This window comes from Polycladidibacter stylochi, assembly GCF_001562055.1.
GTDB lineage: Bacteria > Pseudomonadota > Alphaproteobacteria > Rhizobiales > Stappiaceae > Pseudovibrio > Pseudovibrio stylochi.
Map to the genome: position 1 here is coordinate 196,845 of NZ_LLWE01000018.1, position 23,446 is coordinate 220,290.

18 protein-coding genes, 5 tRNA genes and 1 riboswitch are annotated in these 23,446 nt (G+C 48.8%); of the genes, 21 read left to right on the top strand and 2 right to left on the bottom strand.

The genetic code is table 11. From position 1 onward, the window contains the following. Positions 1–115: 115 nt before the first annotated feature. From AYK67_RS04180 to AYK67_RS04205, 6 genes are all read left to right on the top strand, one after another. Positions 116–198: transfer RNA gene (locus AYK67_RS04180), tRNA-Leu, on the top strand. 230 nt (positions 199–428) lie between these two features. After that, the gene (tig, locus tag AYK67_RS04185; protein WP_068082723.1) at positions 429–1,775 is read left to right on the top strand and encodes a trigger factor; all 1,347 of its coding nucleotides are present in this window, start codon (positions 429–431) and stop codon (positions 1,773–1,775) included. Positions 1,776–2,148: 373 nt separating this feature from the next. Continuing rightward, positions 2,149–2,787 (top strand): ATP-dependent Clp endopeptidase proteolytic subunit ClpP, encoded by a 639-nt coding sequence (gene clpP / locus AYK67_RS04190; RefSeq protein ID WP_068082725.1) that lies wholly within the window; start codon positions 2,149–2,151, stop codon positions 2,785–2,787. Positions 2,788–3,022: 235 nt separating this feature from the next. Further along, positions 3,023–4,288, top strand: coding sequence for an ATP-dependent Clp protease ATP-binding subunit ClpX (clpX, locus tag AYK67_RS04195; protein ID WP_068082727.1), 1,266 nt, complete (start codon positions 3,023–3,025; stop codon positions 4,286–4,288). Between the two features lie 349 nt (positions 4,289–4,637). Beyond that, a complete protein-coding gene (gene lon / locus AYK67_RS04200; protein ID WP_068082730.1) occupies positions 4,638–7,067 on the top strand; it encodes an endopeptidase La in 2,430 nt (809 codons plus the stop codon). A gap of 206 nt (positions 7,068–7,273) precedes the next feature. Continuing rightward, positions 7,274–7,549, top strand: a complete 276-nt coding sequence (locus AYK67_RS04205) for an HU family DNA-binding protein (protein ID WP_068082733.1) — start codon at positions 7,274–7,276, stop codon at positions 7,547–7,549. A gap of 138 nt (positions 7,550–7,687) precedes the next feature. Here AYK67_RS04205 and AYK67_RS04210 read toward each other — a convergent pair whose 3' ends face one another. Continuing rightward, positions 7,688–9,148 (bottom strand): tagaturonate reductase, encoded by a 1,461-nt coding sequence (locus AYK67_RS04210; protein ID WP_068082736.1) that lies wholly within the window; start codon positions 9,146–9,148, stop codon positions 7,688–7,690. A 64-nt stretch (positions 9,149–9,212) separates the two neighbouring features. Continuing rightward, positions 9,213–10,691 carry a UxaA family hydrolase gene (locus tag AYK67_RS04215; RefSeq protein WP_068082739.1) on the bottom strand — a complete coding sequence of 493 codons (1,479 nt, stop codon included), beginning with the start codon at positions 10,689–10,691 and terminating at the stop codon, positions 9,213–9,215. Positions 10,692–11,059: 368 nt separating this feature from the next. Between AYK67_RS04215 and AYK67_RS04220 the strand changes: the two genes are divergently transcribed. From AYK67_RS04220 to nuoG, 15 genes are all read left to right on the top strand, one after another. Next, positions 11,060–11,135: transfer RNA gene (locus AYK67_RS04220), tRNA-Val, on the top strand. 100 nt (positions 11,136–11,235) lie between these two features. Next, positions 11,236–11,685, top strand: coding sequence for a hypothetical protein (locus AYK67_RS04225; protein ID WP_244266877.1), 450 nt, complete (start codon positions 11,236–11,238; stop codon positions 11,683–11,685). An 81-nt stretch (positions 11,686–11,766) separates the two neighbouring features. Further along, positions 11,767–11,971, top strand: a riboswitch (cobalamin riboswitch). A 177-nt stretch (positions 11,972–12,148) separates the two neighbouring features. After that, complete coding sequence (locus AYK67_RS04230) at positions 12,149–13,102, top strand: ABC transporter ATP-binding protein (protein ID WP_082735630.1); 954 nt, start codon at positions 12,149–12,151, stop codon at positions 13,100–13,102. Between the two features lie 13 nt (positions 13,103–13,115). Beyond that, positions 13,116–14,054, top strand: coding sequence for an ABC transporter substrate-binding protein (locus tag AYK67_RS04235; RefSeq protein WP_068082745.1), 939 nt, complete (start codon positions 13,116–13,118; stop codon positions 14,052–14,054). A 126-nt stretch (positions 14,055–14,180) separates the two neighbouring features. After that, a complete protein-coding gene (locus AYK67_RS04240; protein ID WP_068082749.1) occupies positions 14,181–15,203 on the top strand; it encodes a FecCD family ABC transporter permease in 1,023 nt (340 codons plus the stop codon). A gap of 229 nt (positions 15,204–15,432) precedes the next feature. Further along, positions 15,433–15,509 (top strand) — tRNA-Asp (locus AYK67_RS04245). 37 nt (positions 15,510–15,546) lie between these two features. After that, a tRNA-Asp gene (locus AYK67_RS04250) sits at positions 15,547–15,623 on the top strand. Between the two features lie 36 nt (positions 15,624–15,659). Beyond that, positions 15,660–15,736 (top strand) — tRNA-Asp (locus AYK67_RS04255). Between the two features lie 685 nt (positions 15,737–16,421). Beyond that, entirely contained in the window at positions 16,422–16,787 is a 366-nt protein-coding gene (locus tag AYK67_RS04260; RefSeq protein ID WP_068082753.1) for an NADH-quinone oxidoreductase subunit A, read from the top strand. Further along, positions 16,778–17,362: a NuoB/complex I 20 kDa subunit family protein gene (locus tag AYK67_RS04265; RefSeq protein WP_068082756.1), complete on the top strand. Its 585-nt coding sequence runs from the start codon at positions 16,778–16,780 to the stop codon at positions 17,360–17,362. The genes AYK67_RS04260 and AYK67_RS04265 overlap by 10 nt, the downstream gene beginning before the upstream one ends. A gap of 57 nt (positions 17,363–17,419) precedes the next feature. Then, entirely contained in the window at positions 17,420–18,022 is a 603-nt protein-coding gene (locus AYK67_RS04270; protein WP_068082759.1) for an NADH-quinone oxidoreductase subunit C, read from the top strand. Positions 18,023–18,033: 11 nt separating this feature from the next. Beyond that, entirely contained in the window at positions 18,034–19,218 is a 1,185-nt protein-coding gene (locus AYK67_RS04275) for an NADH-quinone oxidoreductase subunit D (RefSeq protein ID WP_068082762.1), read from the top strand. Continuing rightward, a complete protein-coding gene (nuoE, locus tag AYK67_RS04280; protein WP_068082765.1) occupies positions 19,218–20,024 on the top strand; it encodes an NADH-quinone oxidoreductase subunit NuoE in 807 nt (268 codons plus the stop codon). Before AYK67_RS04275 ends, nuoE begins: the two co-directional genes overlap by 1 nt. 3 nt (positions 20,025–20,027) lie before the next feature. After that, entirely contained in the window at positions 20,028–21,326 is a 1,299-nt protein-coding gene (gene nuoF / locus AYK67_RS04285) for an NADH-quinone oxidoreductase subunit NuoF (RefSeq protein ID WP_068082768.1), read from the top strand. A 19-nt stretch (positions 21,327–21,345) separates the two neighbouring features. Continuing rightward, positions 21,346–23,442, top strand: a complete 2,097-nt coding sequence (gene nuoG, locus AYK67_RS04290) for an NADH-quinone oxidoreductase subunit NuoG (protein ID WP_068082771.1) — start codon at positions 21,346–21,348, stop codon at positions 23,440–23,442. Positions 23,443–23,446: the final 4 nt, after the last annotated feature.

Genomic DNA, 23,446 nt, shown 5'->3' on the forward strand with positions numbered 1-23,446 from the left:
GATTTTTAAGTCATAGCTGTTGATGAGTTTCAATAATTCACAATCTTTCAGGTATAAATTACGAATTGGTGGTTGACTTTGAGCCGTGAGAGCCATATTCACCACCCCAACATTCGCGGCTGTGGCGAAATTGGTAGACGCACCAGATTTAGGTTCTGGCGGGAGACCGTGGGGGTTCGAGTCCCTCCAGCCGCACCAAACCTCCGGGTTTAAGGTGCTTGATTGAGCACTAAGCCTCAGGAGCTTTTATAGTTGAGGGCGTTGTCGTAGTTCGGTTGAAGACACACCTTTGGATGGTTTGGTAAAATACATGGTAGTTGAAAAATTACCTTTTTTCCTTCCTCTTGGGTTAGTTGCATTCATCCGTACGAAAAAGCAGGCTTATGCTTGCTAAGTACGCGTCCTAGATAGGGACGAAGCAAAGACCAATGCAGGTAACTGAATCCTTGGCCGAAGGCCTGAAACGTGAACTAAAAGTCGTTGTGCCAGCTGCTGATCTGGCTACCCGTCTTGATGACTACCTTGCTGATATGAAAGACAAGGTAAAAATCAACGGCTTCCGCCCTGGCAAAGTACCGGCAGCTCACCTTAAGAAATTATATGGCCGTCAGGCAATGGCAGAATTGATCGGTAACCTGATCAACGAAACCACTGGTAAAACTCTGGAAGAGCGCGGCGAAAAGCCAGCCCTGCAGCCTGAAGTGGACTTGCCAGAAGATGAAGCTGATGCTGTTATGGCTGGTACAGCTGACCTGAACTTCACAATTTCCTATGAAATTTTGCCGAATATCGAATTGATCGACTTCTCGGCTATTGAACTTGAGCGTCCGATTGTAGAAATTTCTGATGAAGAAGTTGACGAGCAAGTGAAGCAAGTTGCGGAAAGCAATCGCCCATTTGAAGCGCGCGAAGAAGGTGCTGCTGTTGTAAATGGTGATAAAGTCAAGCTTTCTTACCTTGGTAAACTGGACGGTGAGCCATTTGAAGGTGGTGCTGACGAGAATGGTGAACTGGTTATCGGTTCCGGTCAGTTCATTCCTGGCTTCGAAGAGCAAATCGTTGACATGAAAGTTGGCGATAAAAAAGTTATCGACGTGACTTTCCCTGAAGAGTACGGCGCACAGAACCTTGCTGGTCGTGCAGTGACCTTTGATATTGAAATCAAAGAAATTCTTGCTCCGGGCGAAGTTGAAATCAACGACGAAATGGCAACTAAGCTTGGTCTTGAAAACCTCGACAAGCTGAAGGAAATCATCCGCGGCCAGATCGAAAGCCAGTTCGGTGCAGCAACCCGTCAGAAAATCAAGCGCACATTGCTTGATAAACTTGACGAAGCTTACACCTTCGAATTGCCTGAAAAACTTCTTGAGTCCGAATTCGACGGTATCTGGAAGCAGGTTGTTTCCGAAATGGAACAGAGCGGCAAGACTTTTGCTGACGAAGATACAACCGAAGAAGAAGCTAAAGAAGAGTACCGCAAAATCGCTGAGCGCCGCGTGCGTCTTGGTTTGGTGCTTTCTGAAGTTGGCGAGAAAAACAAGGTTGAAGTTAGCGAAGACGAAGTACAGCGTGCTTTGTTTGACCGTGTTCGCCAGTTCCCAGGCCAAGAACAGCAAGTGTTTGAATTCTACAAGTCAAACCAACAGGCTCTGGCTTCTCTTCGTGCACCTATCTACGAAGAAAAGTGTGTCGACTTTATTCTTGAGCTTGCGAAAATCACCGACAAGGTGGTTTCTAAAGAAGAGCTGCTTAAACAGGATGAAGAAGAAGCCTAATATTGGCCTCTATATAGAATCATCAAATGAAGGGAGAGCAAGGCTCTCCCTTTTTGATTCTGTGTACGGACTGTGAGTAGATTGCTGCTTTCGCCCTTTAATAATCACAGGTAGTGGGATTCGGAACACTATAAATATTCAAGGTCTTACGCGCAAAAGGCTTGGGTTTAGCGGTTTGTTAAGGGCTTAAAGGTTGCATAATGGCTATAGATTTCATGTGTTCAACAGCCTTTCTTAAGCTACTCTCTGTTCTATTGGTTGAAATAGCGCTATTACCACTAGAAAACATAGGGGCTGCCATGATTTGGTAGTTGGCCCAGAAGTGCCGTTTGGCAGTTTTTGTGAAACGGTGACGTAAAGCAATGGATGATGTATGACCGATCCTGTTGATTTTTATATGAATAGCCTTGTACCGATGGTGGTGGAGCAATCTAACCGTGGTGAGCGGGCCTATGATATTTTTTCACGGCTTTTAAAAGAGCGCATCATTTTTTTGACCGGCCCTGTTGAGGATGGCATGGCAACGCTGGTTTGTTCGCAGCTGTTGTATCTGGAAGCGGATAATCCAAATAAAGAGATTTCGCTCTACATCAACTCGCCAGGTGGTGTGGTGACTTCTGGTCTCGCCATTTATGATACAATGCAATTTATCAAGCCTAAAGTTTCGACACTTTGCATTGGTCAGGCTGCTTCTATGGGCTCGCTCCTGTTGGCAGGTGGGGAAAAGGGTATGCGCTTTACCTTGCCAAATAGTCGGGTGATGGTGCATCAGCCTTCTGGAGGTTTCCGTGGTCAGGCCTCGGATATTATGTTGCATGCGCAAGAAATACTTAAGTTGAAGCGTCGACTTAACGAAATTTACGTTCATCATACCGGGCAGCCGCTCGAGGCTGTCGAGGATGCACTTGAGCGCGATAACTTCATGAGTGCTGAAGAGGCGAAAGAGTTCGGTTTGGTCGACAATGTAATTTCGTCGCGAGAAAGCCTTGCAGAAAATGGCGAAGACGACTAAGTAGCTCATCTCAGGTAAATTGGGGATAGTCCTGATTTGCCTGAAATTGAGGCGAATTGGACATTTGCCGATTGAAACTATGGTTTTTGACGGGTTTGTTGATTTAGTACTTCGCTTTCTACTGGATGCTGAAGGCAAAACAGGCTAAAGCCATTAGGATAAGTTTAATGCCGGCATGTGTAGTGTTAGGTGAAGACGAGGGGCGGACCCTCAAAAGTATGCGGGGTTATTACTCATGAGCAAAGCAGGCGGCAGCGACAGCAAAAATACGCTTTACTGCTCGTTTTGCGGCAAAAGCCAGCATGAAGTGCGCAAGCTTATTGCAGGGCCGACTGTATTCATTTGTGATGAGTGTGTTGAGCTTTGCATGGATATCATCCGCGAAGAAAACAAATCTTCGTTGGTGCAATCGCGCGAGGGCATTCCAACGCCGCAAGAAATTGCCGGTGTCCTAGATGATTATGTCATAGGTCAATCGCGGGCTAAAAAGATTTTGTCCGTTGCTGTTCACAACCACTATAAGCGTTTGAACCATGCCACTAAGGGCGATGAAGTCGAACTTTCCAAGTCGAATATTCTGCTGGTTGGTCCTACCGGGTGTGGTAAAACGCTTTTGGCGCAAACACTTGCACGTATTATTGATGTGCCGTTCACAATGGCTGACGCAACTACACTTACCGAAGCCGGTTATGTGGGTGAAGATGTTGAAAACATTATTCTAAAGCTGTTGCAAGCAGCGGACTATAATGTTGAGAAAGCACAGCGCGGCATTGTTTACATTGATGAGGTCGACAAGATTACGCGCAAGGCCGAAAACCCTTCTATTACGCGGGATGTTTCCGGTGAGGGCGTTCAGCAGGCACTGTTGAAAATTATGGAAGGTACTGTTGCCAGTGTGCCGCCACAAGGTGGGCGCAAACATCCGCAACAAGAATTCTTGCAGGTTGATACAACAAATATTCTATTTATTTGTGGTGGTGCATTTGCTGGCCTTGATAAGGTCATCTCTGAGCGTGGTCGTTCCACATCAATCGGTTTTGGTGCAAAGGTTATGGCTCCAGAAGATCGCAAGGTTGGTCAGCTGTTTGCCGAGCTGGAACCAGAAGATCTTTTGAAGTTTGGTTTGATACCAGAGTTCGTAGGCCGACTGCCTGTTGTTGCAACACTGGAAGACCTTGACGAGGATGCGCTCGTTACTATTTTGCAAGAGCCTAAGAATGCGCTTGTGAAGCAGTATCAGCGCTTGTTCGAGATGGAAGATGTTGCACTTACTTTCCACGAGGACGCTCTTCGCGCGATAGCTAAAAAGGCTATTCAGCGCAAAACCGGTGCGCGCGGCTTGCGCTCTATTCTTGAGGCGATCCTTTTGGAAACCATGTACGAGTTGCCAGGCCTTAAAGGTGTGAAAGAAGTCGTGATTTCGGCGGAAGTTGTCGAAGGTGAGGCGCGCCCTTTATACATCTATGAAGATATTGCTGAGAATTCGGCTACCAGTGCGTAAAAGCCACTGAAACGAAATACAAATGGGCGGGCTGGTTAACAGACCCGCCCATTGCTACGTAAGTCATGGGAATACGTAGAATTCTTAATTGCCTGATAAATAGGCAATTACATTAATTAATAAGAGAAACTTGCAGGTTTCAACAGTCAGGACCCTTTGATAATCGTTGTGTCCTTGACATGTGGGCATAGGGTTGCCACCTAATAAGATCAACAGCAGTTAGGTGCTTGTATTTGTGCCAGTGAGGGCAAATATGAGCAGCCCATTAGGAGATTGGTTTTCTTGGCTATCTCGGACTGCGTTTTATTTCTTGCGTCAATCGAGGCATTGACGAGTGAAAGGATAGAGCATGAGCGAGATTGAATTGCGTGAAGATGGTGAACAAAGTGGAACTTTGTTTCCTGTATTGCCTTTACGCGATATCGTCGTGTTTCCGCATATGATCGTGCCATTGTTTGTTGGGCGAGAAAAATCCATACGTGCGCTTGAAGAAGTGATGAGCGCAGACAAGCAAATAATGCTTGTGACCCAAAAGAATGCTGCCGATGATGATCCGGATACCGATCAGATATATGAAATTGGAACGTTAGCAACAGTGTTGCAACTGCTAAAACTGCCTGACAATACCGTTAAAGTATTGGTCGAGGGTGGTGCACGTGCCAAGATTACCCAGTTTTCTGACCGCGAGGACTTGTTCGAGGCGCAAGTACAGGTGCTAGACGAGACGGGCGATGACCAGGTTGAAGTTGAAGCATTGGCTCGCTCTGTTGTTACAGAGTTTGAGAACTATGTGAAACTCAATAAGAAGGTTTCTCCCGAGGTCTTAGGTGCTGTAAACCAGATTGATGATGCTTCCAAACTGGCAGACACTATTGCTTCGCATCTTGCGGTTAAGATTGAAGAAAAACAAGATGTTTTGACCACTGTTTCCATCAGTGAGCGCTTGGAAAAAGTGCTTGGGCTGATGGAGAGTGAAATTTCTGTTTTACAGGTTGAGAAGCGTATTCGCTCGCGTGTGAAACGGCAGATGGAAAAAACCCAGCGCGAATACTATTTGAATGAGCAGATGAAAGCCATTCAAAAAGAGCTGGGCGACAGTGATGATGGTCGCGATGAGCTGGCCGAGTTGGAAGAGCGCATTGCCAAGACCAAGCTTTCTGCAGAGGCCAAGGAAAAAGTGGCTGCGGAAATGAAAAAGCTGAAGCAGATGAGTCCGATGTCTGCCGAAGCGACCGTGGTGCGCAACTACCTTGACTGGATCCTTGGTATTCCTTGGGGCAAAAAGTCCAAGGTCAAGAATGATTTGACCCTTGCGGAGAAGGTGCTAGATACCGATCACTATGGCCTTGAAAAGGTCAAGGAACGGATTATCGAGTACTTAGCAGTGCAAACCCGTGTGAATAAGTTGCGCGGTCCTATTTTGTGTCTGGTCGGCCCTCCCGGTGTGGGTAAAACATCTCTCGGTAAATCCATTGCCAAGGCTACGGGCCGCGAATTCGTGCGCATGTCGCTTGGCGGTGTACGTGATGAAGCTGAGGTACGTGGCCACCGACGGACTTACATTGGCTCTATGCCGGGTAAAGTCATTCAGTCCATGAAAAAAGCCAAGAAGATCAATCCGCTATTTTTGCTGGACGAAATCGACAAGATGGGTATGGATTTCCGCGGCGATCCTTCTTCTGCCTTGCTTGAGGTGCTTGATCCTGAGCAAAATGCGAGCTTCATGGATCACTACCTAGAAGTGGAATACGACCTTTCCGACGTGATGTTTGTAACCACAGCCAATACTTTGAATATTCCAGGTCCTTTGATGGACCGTATGGAAGTTATTCGTATTGCCGGTTACACGGAGGATGAAAAAGTCGAGATTTGCCGCCGTCACCTTTTGAAAAAGGCGATTAAAAACCATGGCATTAAAGATGGTGAATTCGAGATTGACGATGAGTCCTTGCGAAAGGTAATCCGCCTTTATACCCGCGAGGCTGGTGTTCGTAACCTGGAACGTGAAATCAACACTTTGGCGCGTAAATGCGTGAAGGATTTATTGACCAGCGACAAGACATCGGTGGTGGTTGATGGTGCGCTTGTTGAAGAGTATCTGGGTGTGCCACGCTTCCGTTTTGGCCAGATGGAAGATGACGATCAGGTTGGTGTTGTTACTGGCCTTGCATGGACCGAAGTTGGCGGCGAGTTATTGACCATTGAAGGGGTTATGATGCCTGGTAAAGGCAAAATGACCGTGACCGGTAACTTGAAAGATGTGATGAAAGAATCCATCTCTGCTGCAGCTTCTTATGTGCGTTCACGCTCACGCGAGTTTGGTATTGAGCCAGCCTTGTTTGATAAACGCGAACTGCATGTGCACGTACCGGAAGGGGCAACACCTAAGGACGGGCCATCTGCCGGTATCGCTATGGCTACGGCTGTGATTTCGGTGATGACCGGTATTTGCGTTAAGCGAGATGTGGCTATGACAGGTGAGATTACCCTTCGTGGCCGTGTCTTACCTATCGGTGGTTTGAAGGAAAAACTGCTTGCCGCATTGCGCGGTGGGATCAAAAAGGTGTTGATTCCACAAGATAATGCGAAAGATTTAGCCGATATTCCAGAAAATGTGAAAAACGAGTTGGATATTGTTCCGGTTTCGCGCATGGATGAGGTCTTAAAGCATGCACTCGTGCAATTGCCTGAACCAATTGAGTGGTCCGAAGAGGACGAGGCAAAGCAGCGTGAGGCGCTTGTGAAAGAGGGTGAGAGTAGCGGGCTTACAGCTCATTAGTAACTCACCCTAAGGGCTTGGTCCCATTAAATATAATTAGGTAGAAAAAGTCTCGATTGCTGATCGAGACTTTTTTTGGTTGAAACTTGTAGTGAAACCGCAGTTTTCTGCGGTTTTTGCTTGATTTGAATGCCATTTGACGTGAATGTCGCTGTCAAGGAGCGCACAGCGAATCTCCGCATTCCGCATTATTGAAAGGAACTGTCATGAACAAGAATGATCTGATCGGGGCTGTTGCTGATAAGACCGGTCTGACCAAAGCGCAGGCTGGTGAAGCAGTTGAAGCAGCTTTTGAAGCGATCACAGAAACGCTAAAAAGCGGTGACGAAGTTCGCATCATCGGGTTTGGTAACTTTTCAGTTTCTGAGCGCGCTGCGACTGAAGGCCGTAACCCACGCACTGGCGAGCCAATTCAGATTCCAGCTTCCAAGACACCTAAGTTCAAGGCAGGTAAAGGCCTTAAGGATGCTGTAAACGCATAAGCAGTTTTGCTTTCTTTTAAACCCCCGTCATCAAGGCGGGGGTTTTTGCGTTTTTGATAGTTTTTTATAAATCACTTCTTTGTTGGTTTGTATTGCAGTTTGTTTTGATTTTTACTCTTAACAACAGTCGCAACTTAATCATTGTGATGACCAGTTGCTGAGGCGATCAAGTGTAAATGGTTCTTTTGTAAGGAAGTTGAAGCCATCAACAACGGTTTTGATCAGGCTATCGTTGGCCAGATCCTTGCCCCAGAAGGTTGGTTGTGAAAGGTAGGCCTGCACCATGGCCTCGACCCCTTGCGTTTTTCTGATTTCATCAAATTGCGAAAAAAGCGCAATGACATCGTCAGCATCGCGGACAGGATATCTATCTTTGTGAGCAAAATTTCCTGTGTAGTAGGCAAGCCATGCAGCCAGTGACAACGACATGTAGCGAGGGCTGTTGCCAGTAACTTGCATATGTTTTTCAAACCTTGGCAAATTACGGGTATGAAATTTTGCTATGCCGTTTAGAGAAATGTCATGCCAGCGGTGCTGGATATACGGGTTGGCAAAACGACGTAAAACTGTTGCGCTAAATGCCTCCAATTCCTGCTTTGGCAAAGAAAGGTATGGTACAATTTCAGTGAGGAGTAACTGGTCAAGGAAATTCTTGGCCGAATTGTTTTCCATCACCTGGCGCACTGTATCTGTGCCGCTAAGTAGGGCTAAAGGGCATAGAGCGGTGTGGGCACCGTTCAATATTGCCACTTTGCGCTCTTTGTAACCGTTGGCATTTTCGACAATAAGAGTCCCTTGGTCTTTCTTTGCCAATGGCAATGCAAGATCTGGTTGGTTGTTGCGCTTTTCTATAACCAAAAAGTGGAAGAGCTCGGCAGCCACCATTAGCGGGTCTTCATAGCCCAGCTCTGCTTCGATTTGGGCAGCTTCCTGGTGTGGGTAACCGGGCACGATACGATCTACCAAAGTGTTGTAGAAAGCATTTTGGGTTTGCACCCAATGAATGAATTCAGCTGATAAGGACCAGTTGGCTGCATGTTGCAGAACAGTGTTTTGCAAAGTGTCGCCATTCTTGTCGATCAACTCGCAAGGTAGGAAGTGAAAGCCAGGTGCGTTTTCTCTGCCGCAATGTTCGTAACGCTCTAATAATAAACAGGTTATCTTTGCAGGAAAGGAGGTTGGAGGCGTATCGTCCTGCTTGCATTCGCTATTGTATGTTATGCCTGCTTCCGTGGTGTTGGAGACAATGGCAACAAAGTCGGTATTACGGGCTAGTGCTTTTGTCTTTTCCCAGTCGTGAACTGCCGAGATTTCGCGGCGGATAGCGGCTATGGGACGAATGTTAGAAACCGCATTACCTTGTGTGTCTACGCCACGACTTAAAGTGGTATAGATTCCTTGCGATTCATTAAGGGAAACAGGTGTACCACCTTCTATGGGCCGTACAACAACAATACCGAAGTCGGTGCCAACTTCCTCATTCATACGGTCGATTTTCCAATCAATAAAAGCGCGAAGGAAGTTGCCTTCACCAAATTGGATAATTCGCTCGGTTGGACGGGGTCTACCTTGTAAATTTCGTTCTGAGACACGTGCCATGTGATTGGTCCTAGTATTTGTTTTAGAATTGGAAGCTGAACCTAAACCTTTCGGGCTAGGAAATTTACAGGGTCACACCGGATTTGAAAATAGTGATTTCTTGCATGCGGTTGATTTCATTCAAGGTTTGTTTGCCGTTAGCTACTTCCATGAGATAATTCGCGAAATCCTCGCAAAGCACTTGTAAGTCGGATTGTTCGTCTATCAGGGGGCCTGCAGAAAAGTCGATCCAGTGTTTTTTCTTTATGGCTAATGCTGTATTTGAAGCGACTTTAACAGTTGGAATAACCGTACCTAATGGATTGCCTCGACCGGTGGTAAATAAAACCATATGACAACCGGCGGCGGCGAGAGAGGTAATGGCAGTGCCATCATTTCCCGGCGCTTCAAGCAAATTGAGCCCCTTCTTTTTTATACGCTGGCGATAACGTATTACGTCGGTTACGATGGAAGAGCCTGACTTTTGCGTACAGCCGAGGGATTTTTCTTCCAAAGTTGTGATGCCACCATCTTTGTTACCTGGCGAGGGGTTTTCATAGATCGGCTGGTTGTGGTCGATATAATATTGCTTGAAGTCTTGAATGAGCGTCACGATATCAGCGAAAACCCCTTGGCTTTCTGCTCTTTCCATCAAAATATGTTCTGCTCCGAACATCTCCGGTACTTCGGTTAATACCGTTGTGCCGCCACGACTGCAAAGCCAATCGGAAAATGCGCCCAAGAGCGGATTGGCAGTTATGCCAGAAAAGCCATCGGAGCCACCGCACTTAAGTCCTACACGTAAACGATCGATACCGACTTCGACACGTTTATCTGCCTGCATAAGCTGTGACAATTCTTGTAAGTGATCAAGCGCTGTCTGGTATTCATCTTCGCTTTCTTGTGCAATCATAAAGCGAATACGCTGTGCATCTACTGGAGACAGGCTCTCGCGAAACTCCTGCATAGTGTTGTTTTCGCATCCAAGACCCATGATTAGTACAGCGCCAGCATTGGGATGAGTAGCTAGATTTTGTAAAATGCTGCGGGTATTAACGTGATCGTCACCCAATTGGGAGCACCCGTAGGGGTGGGCGAGAATTTGTATCTGGCTTCCTTTTGGTAAAGCACCTGTGGCTTCGTACTTGCGCGCAATCGCATTCGCAGTGCCGTTGATGCAACCTACCAGCGGAATGATCCAGATATCGTTACGAATACCGATATCGCCATTTGCACGTTCAAAGGCCATGATTTGCGGAGTAGGTTTGTTTTTGAGCTGTGTTTGAGGGGTACCGGTAAACGCGTAGGTCTCGCCGTTACCGAGGCCGGTTTTTAAATTATGGCTGTGAATGTGGCTGCCTGCGGGGATATCTTGCTTGGCAATTCCTATGGAGTAGCCGTATTTAGTGATATGTTCGCCAGATTTAATGTCTTTAAGAGCAAATTTATGCCCCAAAGCGATATCGCTTATCAGCTTGATACCTTGTTGTGTGCTGCCAGCACTTAACTGGGTTAAGGCTACAGCAACTGTGTCATTGGGATTTATCTTTAGTGATGAGGGCATGTTATTTGTTGTTCTTCTTATAATGTTTGTATGATTTACGCGCATTTTCAAGTTTGCACCCGATAGCTAGCTTCTTTAATCTATCAAACTGTAATTGATGCAAAAATAGCTGCTTTTTGCGGTGAGTATTGAGAGTGATTTAACTGATTGACAATGTGGCCAAATGTATCTGCGGGCAGGAAGTGGTTCGATTTAGCATTTAATGGGTGGCTGATATTTAGTTTTTAAAAGTTGTTTTGTCTTGAGAGGCAATTTTGATGCTGAAATTGGATCTTTCACAGTTTTGCTTGTAAAAATAAAAAAAGCACTTGCACAATAAACCGTTAGCACGTAAATACCTCCTCACGCCACACGGCGTACCTCTTTGAGGGCGATTAGCTCAGTTGGTAGAGCGCTTCGTTTACACCGAAGATGTCGGGAGTTCGAGTCTCTCATCGCCCACCATTTCTCCATTATTATTAGTTTCTAGTCTTTACCTCGGGTTTCCCTAGTCTGATGCTGGTGCCAATATCTTGCCTGTGTTTATTAACGAGGGCTTGATGTGTTGTCTGTTTTTCCTAGCTTATCGCTTAAACTGTTACGCCAGGCAGTTGTCGCAGGTGTGCTTGCACTCATCGTATGGGAGGTTTGGGCGCGGCTTATTACCCCCATGCTCGTCGGAGGGCCATTGGAACCAGCTGCATTGGTTCAAGGGGTTTTCTCACTACAAAATTCTTATCTCGCCGAGTTGATACATATAAGCGTCGGGGTGATTTTTTATCCTCTTGGCTACATCTATATCGCTCGTCCTATTATATTTTTAGTATTTAATGACATGGGCAAATTCTGGCTTGGCCTTGCGTATGGCATTGGGCTTTGGGTTTTTGCCCTTTATGGGATGGCACATTTGATTGCTGGCTTACCAGCCTTTCTGGATTTTCATCCCATAACTTGGGCATCACTCGTAGGGCATGTGCTTTATGCTTTGGTCTTATGTTATATGGTGCCTGAGTGAGTTGTGAGTACAATATATGGTATTTGACCGTGGATGATGGTAGGCAATTCGCACGGCCGACTTGACACGATTGTTTTATAATCTAGAAATGCCAATGATGGTTTTCTAAGCGGCTATGTGGCTGTGAAGAAATTAATAGGGAACACGGTGCGCCAAGCAAAGCCGTGACTGCCCCCGCAACTGTAGGCGGTTGATGAGCATATATCCACTGAAGCTTCATTGCTTTGGGAAGGGTGCTTTATCGAAAACCGTAAGTCAGGAGACCTGCCATCATATACAACCAATTATTCGGGCGGGGTGTCTCGGGGGGTGACTATGGTGAATCTACTGTATGCGGCCTTCGGCTGTGCTTGTTTGCCTGACCTCTAGTGATGCCAGTTCCTTTCATGAGGATGAGGGCATTGTTTCATATTTTCCAAATATTTATTATTAGCTGTTTGCGCCTTGCAGGAGGTGACAAACTATGAATTCTCTTGCAAAGAGCGCAAATGAGCTGCGGTTGTTTAAAGGCCCTGCTCATGACCCTAACTACGATGGCGACAGTTGCGTTGATAACTCTATTTACTCAGATGGTCGTGCGCCTGATTTAACGACAACCGGTGAAACGCCGCAGTGTAGCCCCAATCTCTCAAAAGCTATTCCTGCTTTTCAGTTGGAGGACGTTAGTTGGGGGCCTAGCTCCAAAATCTCTTTAGTGAAAGGGGTAAATCTATCGATATATAATGGACGGTTTACAGCCATTGTAGGGGCGAATGGCGCAGGAAAAAGCTCGTTGTTGCGATTACTTTATCGCTTTCATAGACCCAATGCCGGTAGAGTTTTACTCAATGGGTGTGATATTTGGCATTTGAGTAGCTGGGAAGTGGCAAGCTCGGTTGCTGCTGTATTGCAAGAACAGCCAGCGGATTTTGGCTTGCAAGTGCACGAAGTGGTTTCACTCGGAGCGCAGTTGCAACAGAAAACAGTTCTTTCCCCTACTAAAAAGCATATAGCGCCTATTGGCGATATTGTCGCGAAAGTTATGGCTCAACTTGAGTTGGAGCCATTAGCGACACGCAGCTTCTCCTCTCTTTCTGGCGGAGAGAAACAGCGGGTAATGGTGGCACGCGCTTTGGTGCAACAACCGAGTATTCTTATTTTGGACGAGCCAACAAATCATTTGGATATTCGTCATCAGCTGGAAATTCTTGAACTCTTAAAGACTTTAGATCTCACCATTGTTTGCAGCTTGCATGATTTAAATCTTGCCCGCAGTTACGCCGATGATGTGGTTGTGGTGAATGAGGGGCGTGTTGTGGCGCAAGGTGGGTGCTTTGAAGCGCTGACACCCAAGCTAATATCACAAGTTTTCAATGTGAGGACTCACTTGGAAAAGCTGGAAAAAAGCCAGCAGGAAATTTTTCAATTTCAAATATAATCAGGAGCATAAAATGTTTGTAAAGCACGTTTTAGGTGCCATGGGCGCGCTTGCCTTAATGACACTGCCTAGTTTTGCCGTAACAGTTAAAAGTTGTGATCGTGAGGTGGATTTTAACCAACCACCCAAAGCGGCCGTTTCGAATGATGTGAGTTTGACCGAAATGATGCTGGTCCTTGGGCTGCAGGACCGTATGGTTGGATACTCTGGGGTTTCCGGTTGGAGGACACTGGATGCGGAGCTGCGTAAAGGGGTGAAGAAGCTGCCTGAGCTTTCGAAGCGGTATCCATCTAAAGAGGTGCTGGTGGGTGCTGGCGCTGATTTTTATTTTGCTGGCTGGAACTACGGCATGAAAGTGGGTGGTGAGATAACACCTGAAACATTAGCGCCATTTGGCATTAAGGTTTATGAACTCAGCGAGTCATGCATACACATTGGGCCTAAAGATAAAGTGAGCCTTAATGATATGTATCGCGACTTGTTGAATTTGGGGCGTATTTTTGGCGTTGAGGCACGTGCTGAAGAACTGGTTGCTGGCTATAAGCAAGAGCTTGCAGCTCTTAAAGATTCTTATCCGCGGCCCGAAAAGCCTTTAAAAGTTTTCTTGTATGATAGCGGCGAAGATAAGCCGTTTACTGCTGGTCGCTACGCGATGCCAACGGCAATGATTGAAGCTGCGGGCGGCGTCAATATTATGGATGATGTGCAGAAAAGCTGGACCCTTGTTGGCTGGGAAAGTGTTGTAGAGCGCAATCCGGATGTGATCATTATTGTCAATTATGGTGAAGTGACCGCTGAGCAAAAAATTGAATTTATGAAAAACAATCCGGCTTTTTCTGAGTTGAATGCAGTTAAGAATGATCGCTTTGTCGTTCTGGAATATGTGGAGGCAACGCCTGGTCCGCGTAACATCCGAGCCATTAAAAAGCTGCTGAAAGCCTTTTGGGGATAATTATGTGGCCGTAGCGTGAATGCTACGGCCATTTCTAATAGCGCCACTCAAATGGTGCCACCAGTGGTCTTGCAGCTTTGCTACGCCAATTTATTTTCATATAAAATTTAAGGTTAGGAATAATACATGCATGTTCGCGTGTTTCCCTTTGGGCTTATTATGGCTTTAGGCATAGGCTTGCTAGTGCTGATGCTTTTTTTAGCTTTGAGCTTGGGTTCTATGCATATTCCGATTGCCCAATCGTTGGCGATCTTTCTTCATAAAACGAACCTTTATCATGTGGCTGTAGATGGTGCATGGAAGCCAGCTCAGGAGGCAATTGTTTGGCAAATTCGATTGCCGCGGGCGATTTTGGCGGGGCTTGTTGGGGGCGGTCTGGCTATTGTCGGCGCTTGTTTACAGGCTGTAACGCGCAACCCTTTGGCCGAGCCGCACTTGCTTGGTATTTCCTCCGGGGCTGCGTTTGGTGCTATTGCTGCTTTATTGCATACCGGGTTGTTTTTGGGGGGGATGACTGTACCGTTGATGGCTTTTGCCGGTGGTATGTTGGCAACTTTACTCGTGCTCGGGATAATGCGGTTTTCGGCCCGGCATGGTGCTGACAGACTCGTACACACTGGAGTTGCGGTATCATTTGCTATGATGGCATTGGCAAATTTGCTCATTTACCTTGGTGATCCAAGGGCAAGCCATACGGTTGTGTTTTGGATGCTCGGTGGCTTTGGTTTGGCTCAGTGGTCTCAGCTCATTTACCCCGCTCTTGTGCTCTTGGTATGTGGAGGGTATCTGCTGTTTCGTTCTCGGCAAATGACGGCTATGACTTTGGGCGATGAAACAGCCTCAACTATGGGGATAGAGGTTAGCAAGTTTCGGCTCTCAGTTTTTGTGGTCAGTGCGCTGATAACCGGGGTTATGGTTTCGTTTTCCGGGATGATTGGATTTGTTGGCTTGGTGGTACCGCATTTCCTGCGGCTGCTTTTTGGTGGTTCGTATCTACGCTTATTGCCAAGCTGTTTGTTGTTCGGTGCTATTTTTATGATCGGTTGTGATGTGCTGGCGCGTATTTTGTTGGCGCCCGATGATATGCCTGTGGGAATTTTGACGGGTATCATCGGTGGTGGCATGTTTATTTGGCTTTTGAGGAAATAGGTTTTAAAAAATCTAGAGGTAAATGATGCAGTGGATTGAAGAATAAGGCTTTCTGGTTGTGGGAAACCATTTTCTTTTCCACAAATTGCGTTCGCAAAAGGGGCGAAAATGCACTTTTTATGAAGTTATTCAGGAAAATGTTCTGAAAGGCTGTTTTGGGTGCTTGACTTGGTGAGCGCCACGACGTACATCAGCGCCACCTCAGGACAACATAGCGTCCTTGAAGAGAGCGGGTGTAGCTCAGTTGGTTAGAGTGCCGGCCTGTCACGCCGGAGGTCGCGGGTTCGAGCCCCGTCACTCGCGCCACTTTCTTTGAAGCTTTAGGGCTGGGGTTCTGTTTAGAGCGGGTGTAGCTCAGCTGGTTAGAGTGCCGGCCTGTCACGCCGGAGGTCGCGGGTTCGAGCCCCGTCACTCGCGCCACTTTTTAAAGTGGATACTAAATAGATTACATAATGGGCGGGTGTAGCTCAGTTGGTTAGAGTGCCGGCCTGTCACGCCGGAGGTCGCGGGTTCGAGCCCCGTCACTCGCGCCACCCATTAAGTCAAAAAGCCTGTTAGCTGCAAAGCTGCAGGCTTTTGTCTTTTTATCTATATGCAATTCATCTTATTTCTATTTTGCGGGTTGGTGGTTGCTGGCTTCGTAGGTCAATGATTGCCTATTTTGTTGGGTTCGATTGAAATAATTAAATTTTTATGCATTTGTCGCAGGTCCGGTCGTTATTCGGCTTGTTTACTTAAGTTATAAAGCAGAAAAATGAGGTCTATCGATTACATCGGGATTAATTTGGTTGTGTGCCGCAAATCTTTGTCAAGATACGTGTAAAACGACTCTCCTTAAACCAATGATCTACTGCAAGTCGTTGCTATTATGATGAAGGCTGTGGATTTCACTTAATGAAAATTAAAAAGCACATAAAATATCTTAAATACATGAGTTTTATACTCATAATTTAACTTTCGAGGAAAACTGCGGATTTTTGACGCACCTGACGCATTGACGCAGTTTTATGGCTTACTAGTTGCGATTCAATGGCGCAAATACATGTGCTTGAGGGCTTGCTTTACCTTGTCCGCTTAAGCTAATCGTGCGGTGAGGTATGTTGTGGCTTATCAATAGGCACTGCTCGTAGATATCGGAATGCCTATTTAATATTACAAGTCCATCGTACAAATTTGTTGCGGTCAACTGGCCAACTACGCGCAAGGACGCGAATTATAATGGAAGACCTCCTTAGGGAATACATCCCGATCGTTGTCTTTATCGGGATTGCACTTGTTATTGGGCTTGCTTTGCTCATTCCACCTTTTGTGTTGGCGTATCGTAATCCTGATTCCGAAAAACTCTCAGCATACGAGTGTGGCTTCAATGCTTTTGATGATGCCCGTATGAAGTTTGATATTCGGTTTTACCTTGTTTCAATTTTGTTCATCATATTTGATCTGGAAGTAGCGTTTTTATTTCCATGGTCAGTCGTTTTTGGTGATCTTGGCTGGTTTGGTTTTACATCCATGATGGTATTTCTGGGTGTTTTGACTATCGGCTTTATTTATGAATGGAAAAAGGGAGCTCTGGAATGGGATTAGTTTCTCAAAACGGTCAGCCTCTCGTGTCGCAACCGGCAAAAGGCATTATTGACCCGAATACTGGTCAGCCGGTAGGGGCGAGTGATCCATTCTTCATGGACGTAAATAACGAGCTGGCGGATAAAGGCTTTCTGGTTACTTCAACCGATAGCCTGATTCAGTGGGCGCGCACTGGCTCCTTAATGTGGATGACCTTTGGTCTGGCGTGCTGTGCTGTTGAGATGATGCATATGTCGATGCCGCGCTATGATGGCGAACGCTTCGGCTTTGCACCGCGCGGTTCCCCCCGCCAATCAGATGTGATGATTGTTGCCGGCACTCTGACCAATAAAATGGCACCGGCGCTGCGCAAGGTCTATGACCAGATGCCAGAACCGCGCTATGTAATCTCCATGGGCTCTTGTGCCAATGGTGGCGGCTATTACCACTATTCCTATTCGGTGGTGCGTGGCTGTGACCGGGTGGTGCCTGTCGATATTTATGTGCCTGGCTGCCCACCAACTGCAGAAGCACTGCTATATGGTGTGCTGTTGCTGCAAAAGAAAATCCGCCGCACCGGTACGATTGAACGATAGAGTTGGTGCGGTGTGCCGCACTATTAGCATTCATGTCCAACGGACAGGAACGGGTTCATGGACGAAACACTAAGTGATCTTGGCGAAGCCATCGAATTGGCCCTTGGGGAGAGCGTTATCTCCCAAAAAGTGGTCTTTGGTGAGCTGACGCTTAATGTATCTGCAGACAAAATTATACAGGTCCTGCGTTTCTTGCGTGATGATTCACGGTGCAGTTTTGTCGCTCTTGTAGATATTTGCGGGGTTGATTACCCTGAACGCGAGAAGCGTTTTGATGTTGTCTATCACCTGTTGTCACCACGACATAACCTGCGTATTCGGGTGAAGGTTGCTACAGACGACAAAACGCCCGTACCTTCGGCATGCTCAGTTTATTGTGGTGCTGACTGGTTTGAGCGTGAAGCCTACGACATGTACGGCATTTTGTTCTCCGATCACCCTGATCTGCGCCGCATCTTGACCGACTATGGTTTTGATGGCTTCCCGCTGCGCAAAGACTTCCCGCTGACCGGGTATGTTGAGGTTCGCTATGATGACGAGCGCAAGCGCGTTGTTTACGAGCCGGTGAAGCTTACCCAAGAATTCCGCAATTTTGATTTTCTCTCGCCGTGGGAGGGCACAGATTATGTGCTGCCAGGCGATGAGAAGGCATCGAACTGAGGCGTGCGTTGATGGCTGAGGCTCAGGTACGAAATTTTAATATCAACTTTGGTCCGCAGCACCCTGCGGCGCACGGTGTGTTGCGCCTGGTGCTGGAGCTGGACGGCGAAGTTGTGACCCGTGTTGATCCGCATATCGGTTTGCTGCATCGCGGCACCGAAAAGTTGATTGAACAGAAGACCTATTTGCAGGCGGTACCGTATTTTGACCGTCTGGATTATGTGGCACCAATGAACCAAGAGCATGCTTATGCGCTTGCGGTGGAACGGATGCTGGGCATTGAAGTGCCAAAGCGTGGTCAATTGATCCGCGTGCTGTATTCGGAAATTGGCCGGTTGCTATCGCATTTGCTGAACGTGACCACACAGGCCATGGACGTTGGTGCTTTGACACCTCCGTTGTGGGGCTTTGAGCCACGCGAAGACTTGATGGGCTTTTACGAGCGGGCTTGCGGGGCGCGTATGCACGCGGCCTATGTGCGTCCGGGAGGTGTGCATCAGGATATTCCGCAGGCACTTGTTGACGATATTGGCGCGTGGTGTGATCCATTCCTTGGCACGCTGGACGATATCGAAGGCTTGTTGACCGATAACCGTATTTTCAAGCAGCGTAACGTTGATATCGGCGTTGTCAGCCTTGAAGATGCGTGGGCTTGGGGCTTCTCCGGTGTGATGGTGCGTGGCTCTGGCGCAAAATGGGATTTGCGTAAATCGCAGCCCTATGAGTGCTACGAGGAAATGGACTTTGATATCGCCATTGGTAAAAACGGCGATTGCTATGATCGCTATTTGATCCGCATGTTCGAGATGCGCCAGTCAGTGCGTATCATGAAGCAGTGCGTTGAGCAGCTGTCGTCCATCAGCGGGCCTGTTTCGGCAACGGATGGTAAAATCGTGCCGCCAAAGCGCGGCGAGATGAAGCGCTCAATGGAATCGCTGATCCACCACTTCAAGCTTTACACCGAGGGCTACCATGTGCCCGCTGGCGAAATTTATGCTGCGGTAGAAGCGCCGAAGGGCGAATTTGGTGTTTATCTGGTTTCTGATGGCTCTAACAAGCCGTATCGCTGCAAAATTAAGGCACCGGGCTATGCCCACCTACAGGCTATGGACTTCTTGTGCCGTGGCCACCAGCTGGCCGATGTTTCGGCGGTGCTTGGTTCTCTTGACATCGTATTCGGGGAGATTGACCGGTAATGTCTGTACGGCGTCTTCATCACGAGCAGCCCGAGAGCTTTGAATTCACGCCCGAGAATATGGCGTGGGTGAACAAGACGATCGAGCGCTATCCGCAGGGCCGTCAGGCTTCTGCCGTTATTCCCGTTCTATGGCGGGCGCAAGAGCAAAACGAGGGATGGCTCAGCGAGCCGGCAATCCGTGTGGTGGCCGAGCTGCTTGACATGCCGAATATCCGCGTTTTGGAAGTTGCAACCTTCTACACCATGTTTCAGCTGCAACCGGTAGGTAAAAAAGCGCATATTCAAGTGTGCGGCACCACCCCATGCCAGCTGCGCGGCGCGGAAGGTTTGATCAAGGTTTGTAAAAGCAAGATCGCCAAGCATGCGCACGAGCTTTCCGAGGATGGCGATTTCTCTTGGGAAGAGGTTGAGTGCCTTGGGGCCTGTGTGAATGCGCCAATGGTACAGATCTTCAAGGATACCTACGAGGATTTGACCGAGGAAAGCCTTACACAGCTGATCGACGATATTGCCGCGGGTAAGCCGGTAACTCCGGGGCCGCAGGTGGAGCGCCGCTTCTCCATGCCGGAAGGCGGGGCGACCACGCTTGGCGATATCGAAGATGACACCAAGGGCGCGGATCCTGTGCCAATGGCTGTGAGCGGCTCTGATGCGGTGACAAACCATTATGCAGGGGATGCGATCAACACTGGCGGGCCGGGTTATACCGGGGTGCCTCGTCCGGCGCAGGGCGGTGTTGATGATTTTGCCGCTGCCTATGCCAAAGCGCAGGCTGAAGAAGCTGCGCAGAAGGGTGAGGGTTAAGCGATGTTGCAAGATTCTGATCGTATCTTCACCAATATTTACGGCGTGCATGATTGGGGCCTTAAAGGTGCCATGCAGCGTGGTTCATGGTCGGGCACCAAAGAGGTGATCGACAAGGGCCGCGACTGGATCATTGAGGAAATGAAAGCCTCGGGTTTGCGCGGACGCGGGGGGGCTGGCTTTCCAACCGGCCTCAAATGGTCATTCATGCCCAAGAAAAGTGACGGCCGCCCAGCTTATCTGGTGGTGAATGCCGATGAGTCGGAGCCGGGCACCTGTAAAGACCGCGAAATTCTACGCCATGACCCGCACCATTTGGTGGAGGGGTGTTTGCTGGCAGGTTTCGCCATGGGGGCGATTGCCGCTTACATTTATGTGCGCGGTGAGTTCATTCGCGAGCGTGAACGCCTGCAAGCGGCGATTGATCAGGCTTATGATGCTGGCTTGATCGGTAAGAACAACAAGAACGGCTATGATTTTGACATCTACGTTCACCACGGTGCCGGGGCTTATATTTGCGGCGAGGAAACAGCGCTGCTTGAGAGCCTTGAGGGGAAAAAAGGCCAGCCACGGCTGAAGCCGCCATTCCCGGCCAATATGGGCCTTTATGGCAACCCGACCACGGTGAACAACGTTGAATCCATTGCTGTGGCACCGACTATCCTTAAGCGGGGCGGGGCATGGTTTGCAGGTATGGGCCGGCCAAACAACGCCGGTACCAAACTGTTTGCCATTTCCGGCCATGTGGAGCGCCCTTGTACTGTCGAAGAAGAGATGGGTATCCCTTTCAAGGATCTCGTTGAGCGCCATTGCGGCGGTATTCGCGGTGGATGGGATAATCTTCTGGCCGTTATTCCGGGTGGCTCTTCTGTTCCTTGCGTCAAGGGCGAGGATATGCGCGAAGCCCTGATGGATTTTGACGGCATGAAAGAGGTTGGCTCTTCGTTTGGTACTGCTGCGGTGATTGTCATGGACAAGTCCACCGATATCATCAAGGCGATTGCCCGGCTTTCCTACTTCTACAAGCACGAGAGCTGCGGCCAGTGTACGCCGTGCCGCGAGGGCACCGGCTGGATGTGGCGGGTGATGGAACGCATGGTCAAGGGCGAAAGCTCCTATGAAGAAATCGACATGCTGTTCAAGGTGACCAAGCAGGTTGAGGGGCACACTATTTGTGCGCTTGGCGATGCGGCGGCTTGGCCAATTCAAGGGCTTATTCGCAATTTCCGTCCGGTGATTGAAGACCGGATCGACCAATATGTCGCCCGTAAACGCAGCGCTCCGGCGCAAGCGGCAGAATAGCGGGAGGCAGGAGCGAGAAATGCGCAAGATTGTCGTAGACGGCAAAGAGGTTGAAGTCCCAGCGGATTACACGCTGCTTCAGGCCTGTGAAGAAGCTGGCGCGGAAGTGCCGCGCTTTTGTTATCATGACCGGCTGTCCATTGCCGGTAACTGCCGCATGTGCCTTGTGGAAGTGAAGGGCGGGCCGCCAAAGCCGACCGCCTCATGTGCCATGAGCGTGAAAGACATGCGTCCGGGGCCGGAAGGCCAGCCGCCGGAAGTATTTACCAAAAGCCCGATGGTGAAGAAGGCCCGCGAGGGGGTGATGGAGTTTTTGCTCATCAACCACCCGCTGGATTGCCCGATTTGCGATCAGGGCGGCGAATGTGACTTGCAAGACCAAGCCATGGCGTATGGGGTGGACAGCTCCCGCTTTGGTGAAAACAAGCGTGCGGTCGAGAACAAGTATATTGGCCCATTGGTTAAGACGATCATGTCGCGCTGCATTCACTGCACGCGCTGTGTACGCTTCACCACCGAGATTGCCGGTGTTTCCGAGCTGGGGCTGATTGGCCGCGGTGAAGATGCCGAGATTACCACGTATTTGGAAGCGGCGCTGTCCTCTGAATTGCAGGGCAACGTGATTGATCTTTGTCCAGTTGGTGCGCTGACATCGCGTCCTTATGCGTTTAACGCGCGCCCTTGGGAGCTTACCAAGACCGAGAGCATCGATGTGATGGATGCCATGGGTTCGGCGATCCGCGTTGATACGCGTGGGCGTGAAGTGATGCGCATTATGCCACGGATTAATGACGCGGTGAACGAGGAGTGGATCTCCGACAAATCCCGCTTTATCTGGGATGGCTTGAAGACCCAGCGCCTTGATCGCCCGTATGTCAAAGTTGACGGCAAGCTCAAGGCAGCGAGCTGGAACGAGGCGTTTGCGGCGATTGCGCAGAAACTCAATGGTGTTTCAGGAGAGAAAATCGGGGCGATTGCCGGTGATCTGGCCTCTACCGAAGAGTTGTTCGCGCTTAAAACGCTGATGAACGCGCTTGGCTCTGACAATGTTGATTGCCGTCAGGATGGGGCAAAGCTTGATCCAAGCCTTGGCCGTGGCAGCTACCTGTTCAACACCACAATAGAGGGCATTGAAGAAGCTGATGCGATCTTGTTGGTGGGTTCCAATCCGCGCCTCGAGGCTCCTGTATTGAATGCCCGCATTCGCAAAATCTGGCGTCAGGGTGGTTTGAAAGTGGCCTCTATCAGTACGCCGGAAGATCTTACTTACGACTATGATTATCTGGGTGCTGGTACTGACAGTCTTGCCGCTCTGGCAAAGGGTGAGGGCGAGTTCTTTGCCACGCTGAAGAGTGCCAAGCGGCCAATGATTATTGTTGGTGGCGGTGCGATGGCGCGTGAAGATGGCGCGGCGGTACTGGCAACAGCTGCCAAGCTTGCTGGTGAAGTCGGTGCGCTCAGCGATGAGTGGAACGGCTTTAACATTTTGCACACAGCGGCGAGCCGTGTTGGCGGGCTGGATGTTGGCTTTGTGCCAACTGGCAAAGGCAAGGACGTTGCCCTGATGCAGGAAGCTGCTGGTAAGGGGGCCCTTGATGTGGTGTTCTTGCTAGGGGCTGACGAGCTGGACATGAACGCTTTTGGCGATGCCTTTGTCGTTTACGTGGGTACCCACGGGGATCGGGCAGCACACCGGGCGGATATTATTCTACCTGCGGCGGCTTATACTGAAAAGTCCGGCACCTATGTGAACCTTGAAGGCCGTGTACAACAGGCAAACCGGGCGGCATTCCCTCCAGGAGAAGCGCGTGAGGACTGGGCGATTTTCCGTGCCCTTTCCGGTGTGTTGAACAAGACCTTACCATTTGACAGTTTTGTACAGCTGCGTGCTGCCATGATTGCAGCCCATCCGCACCTAGGTGAGGTGGACGAGATTTTGGCCGGAGACGTGAGTGCTGTGCAGGCAGTTGCTGCTGTTGGCGGACAGATGCAAGGTTCCGGCTTTGCTCCTGTTTATAGCGATTTTTACCTGACCAACCCAATCGCCCGTGCTTCGGCGGTAATGGCGCAGTGCTCTGCCCTTGCCAAGAAGCGCTTGGCTGAAGCTGCGGAATAGGGGG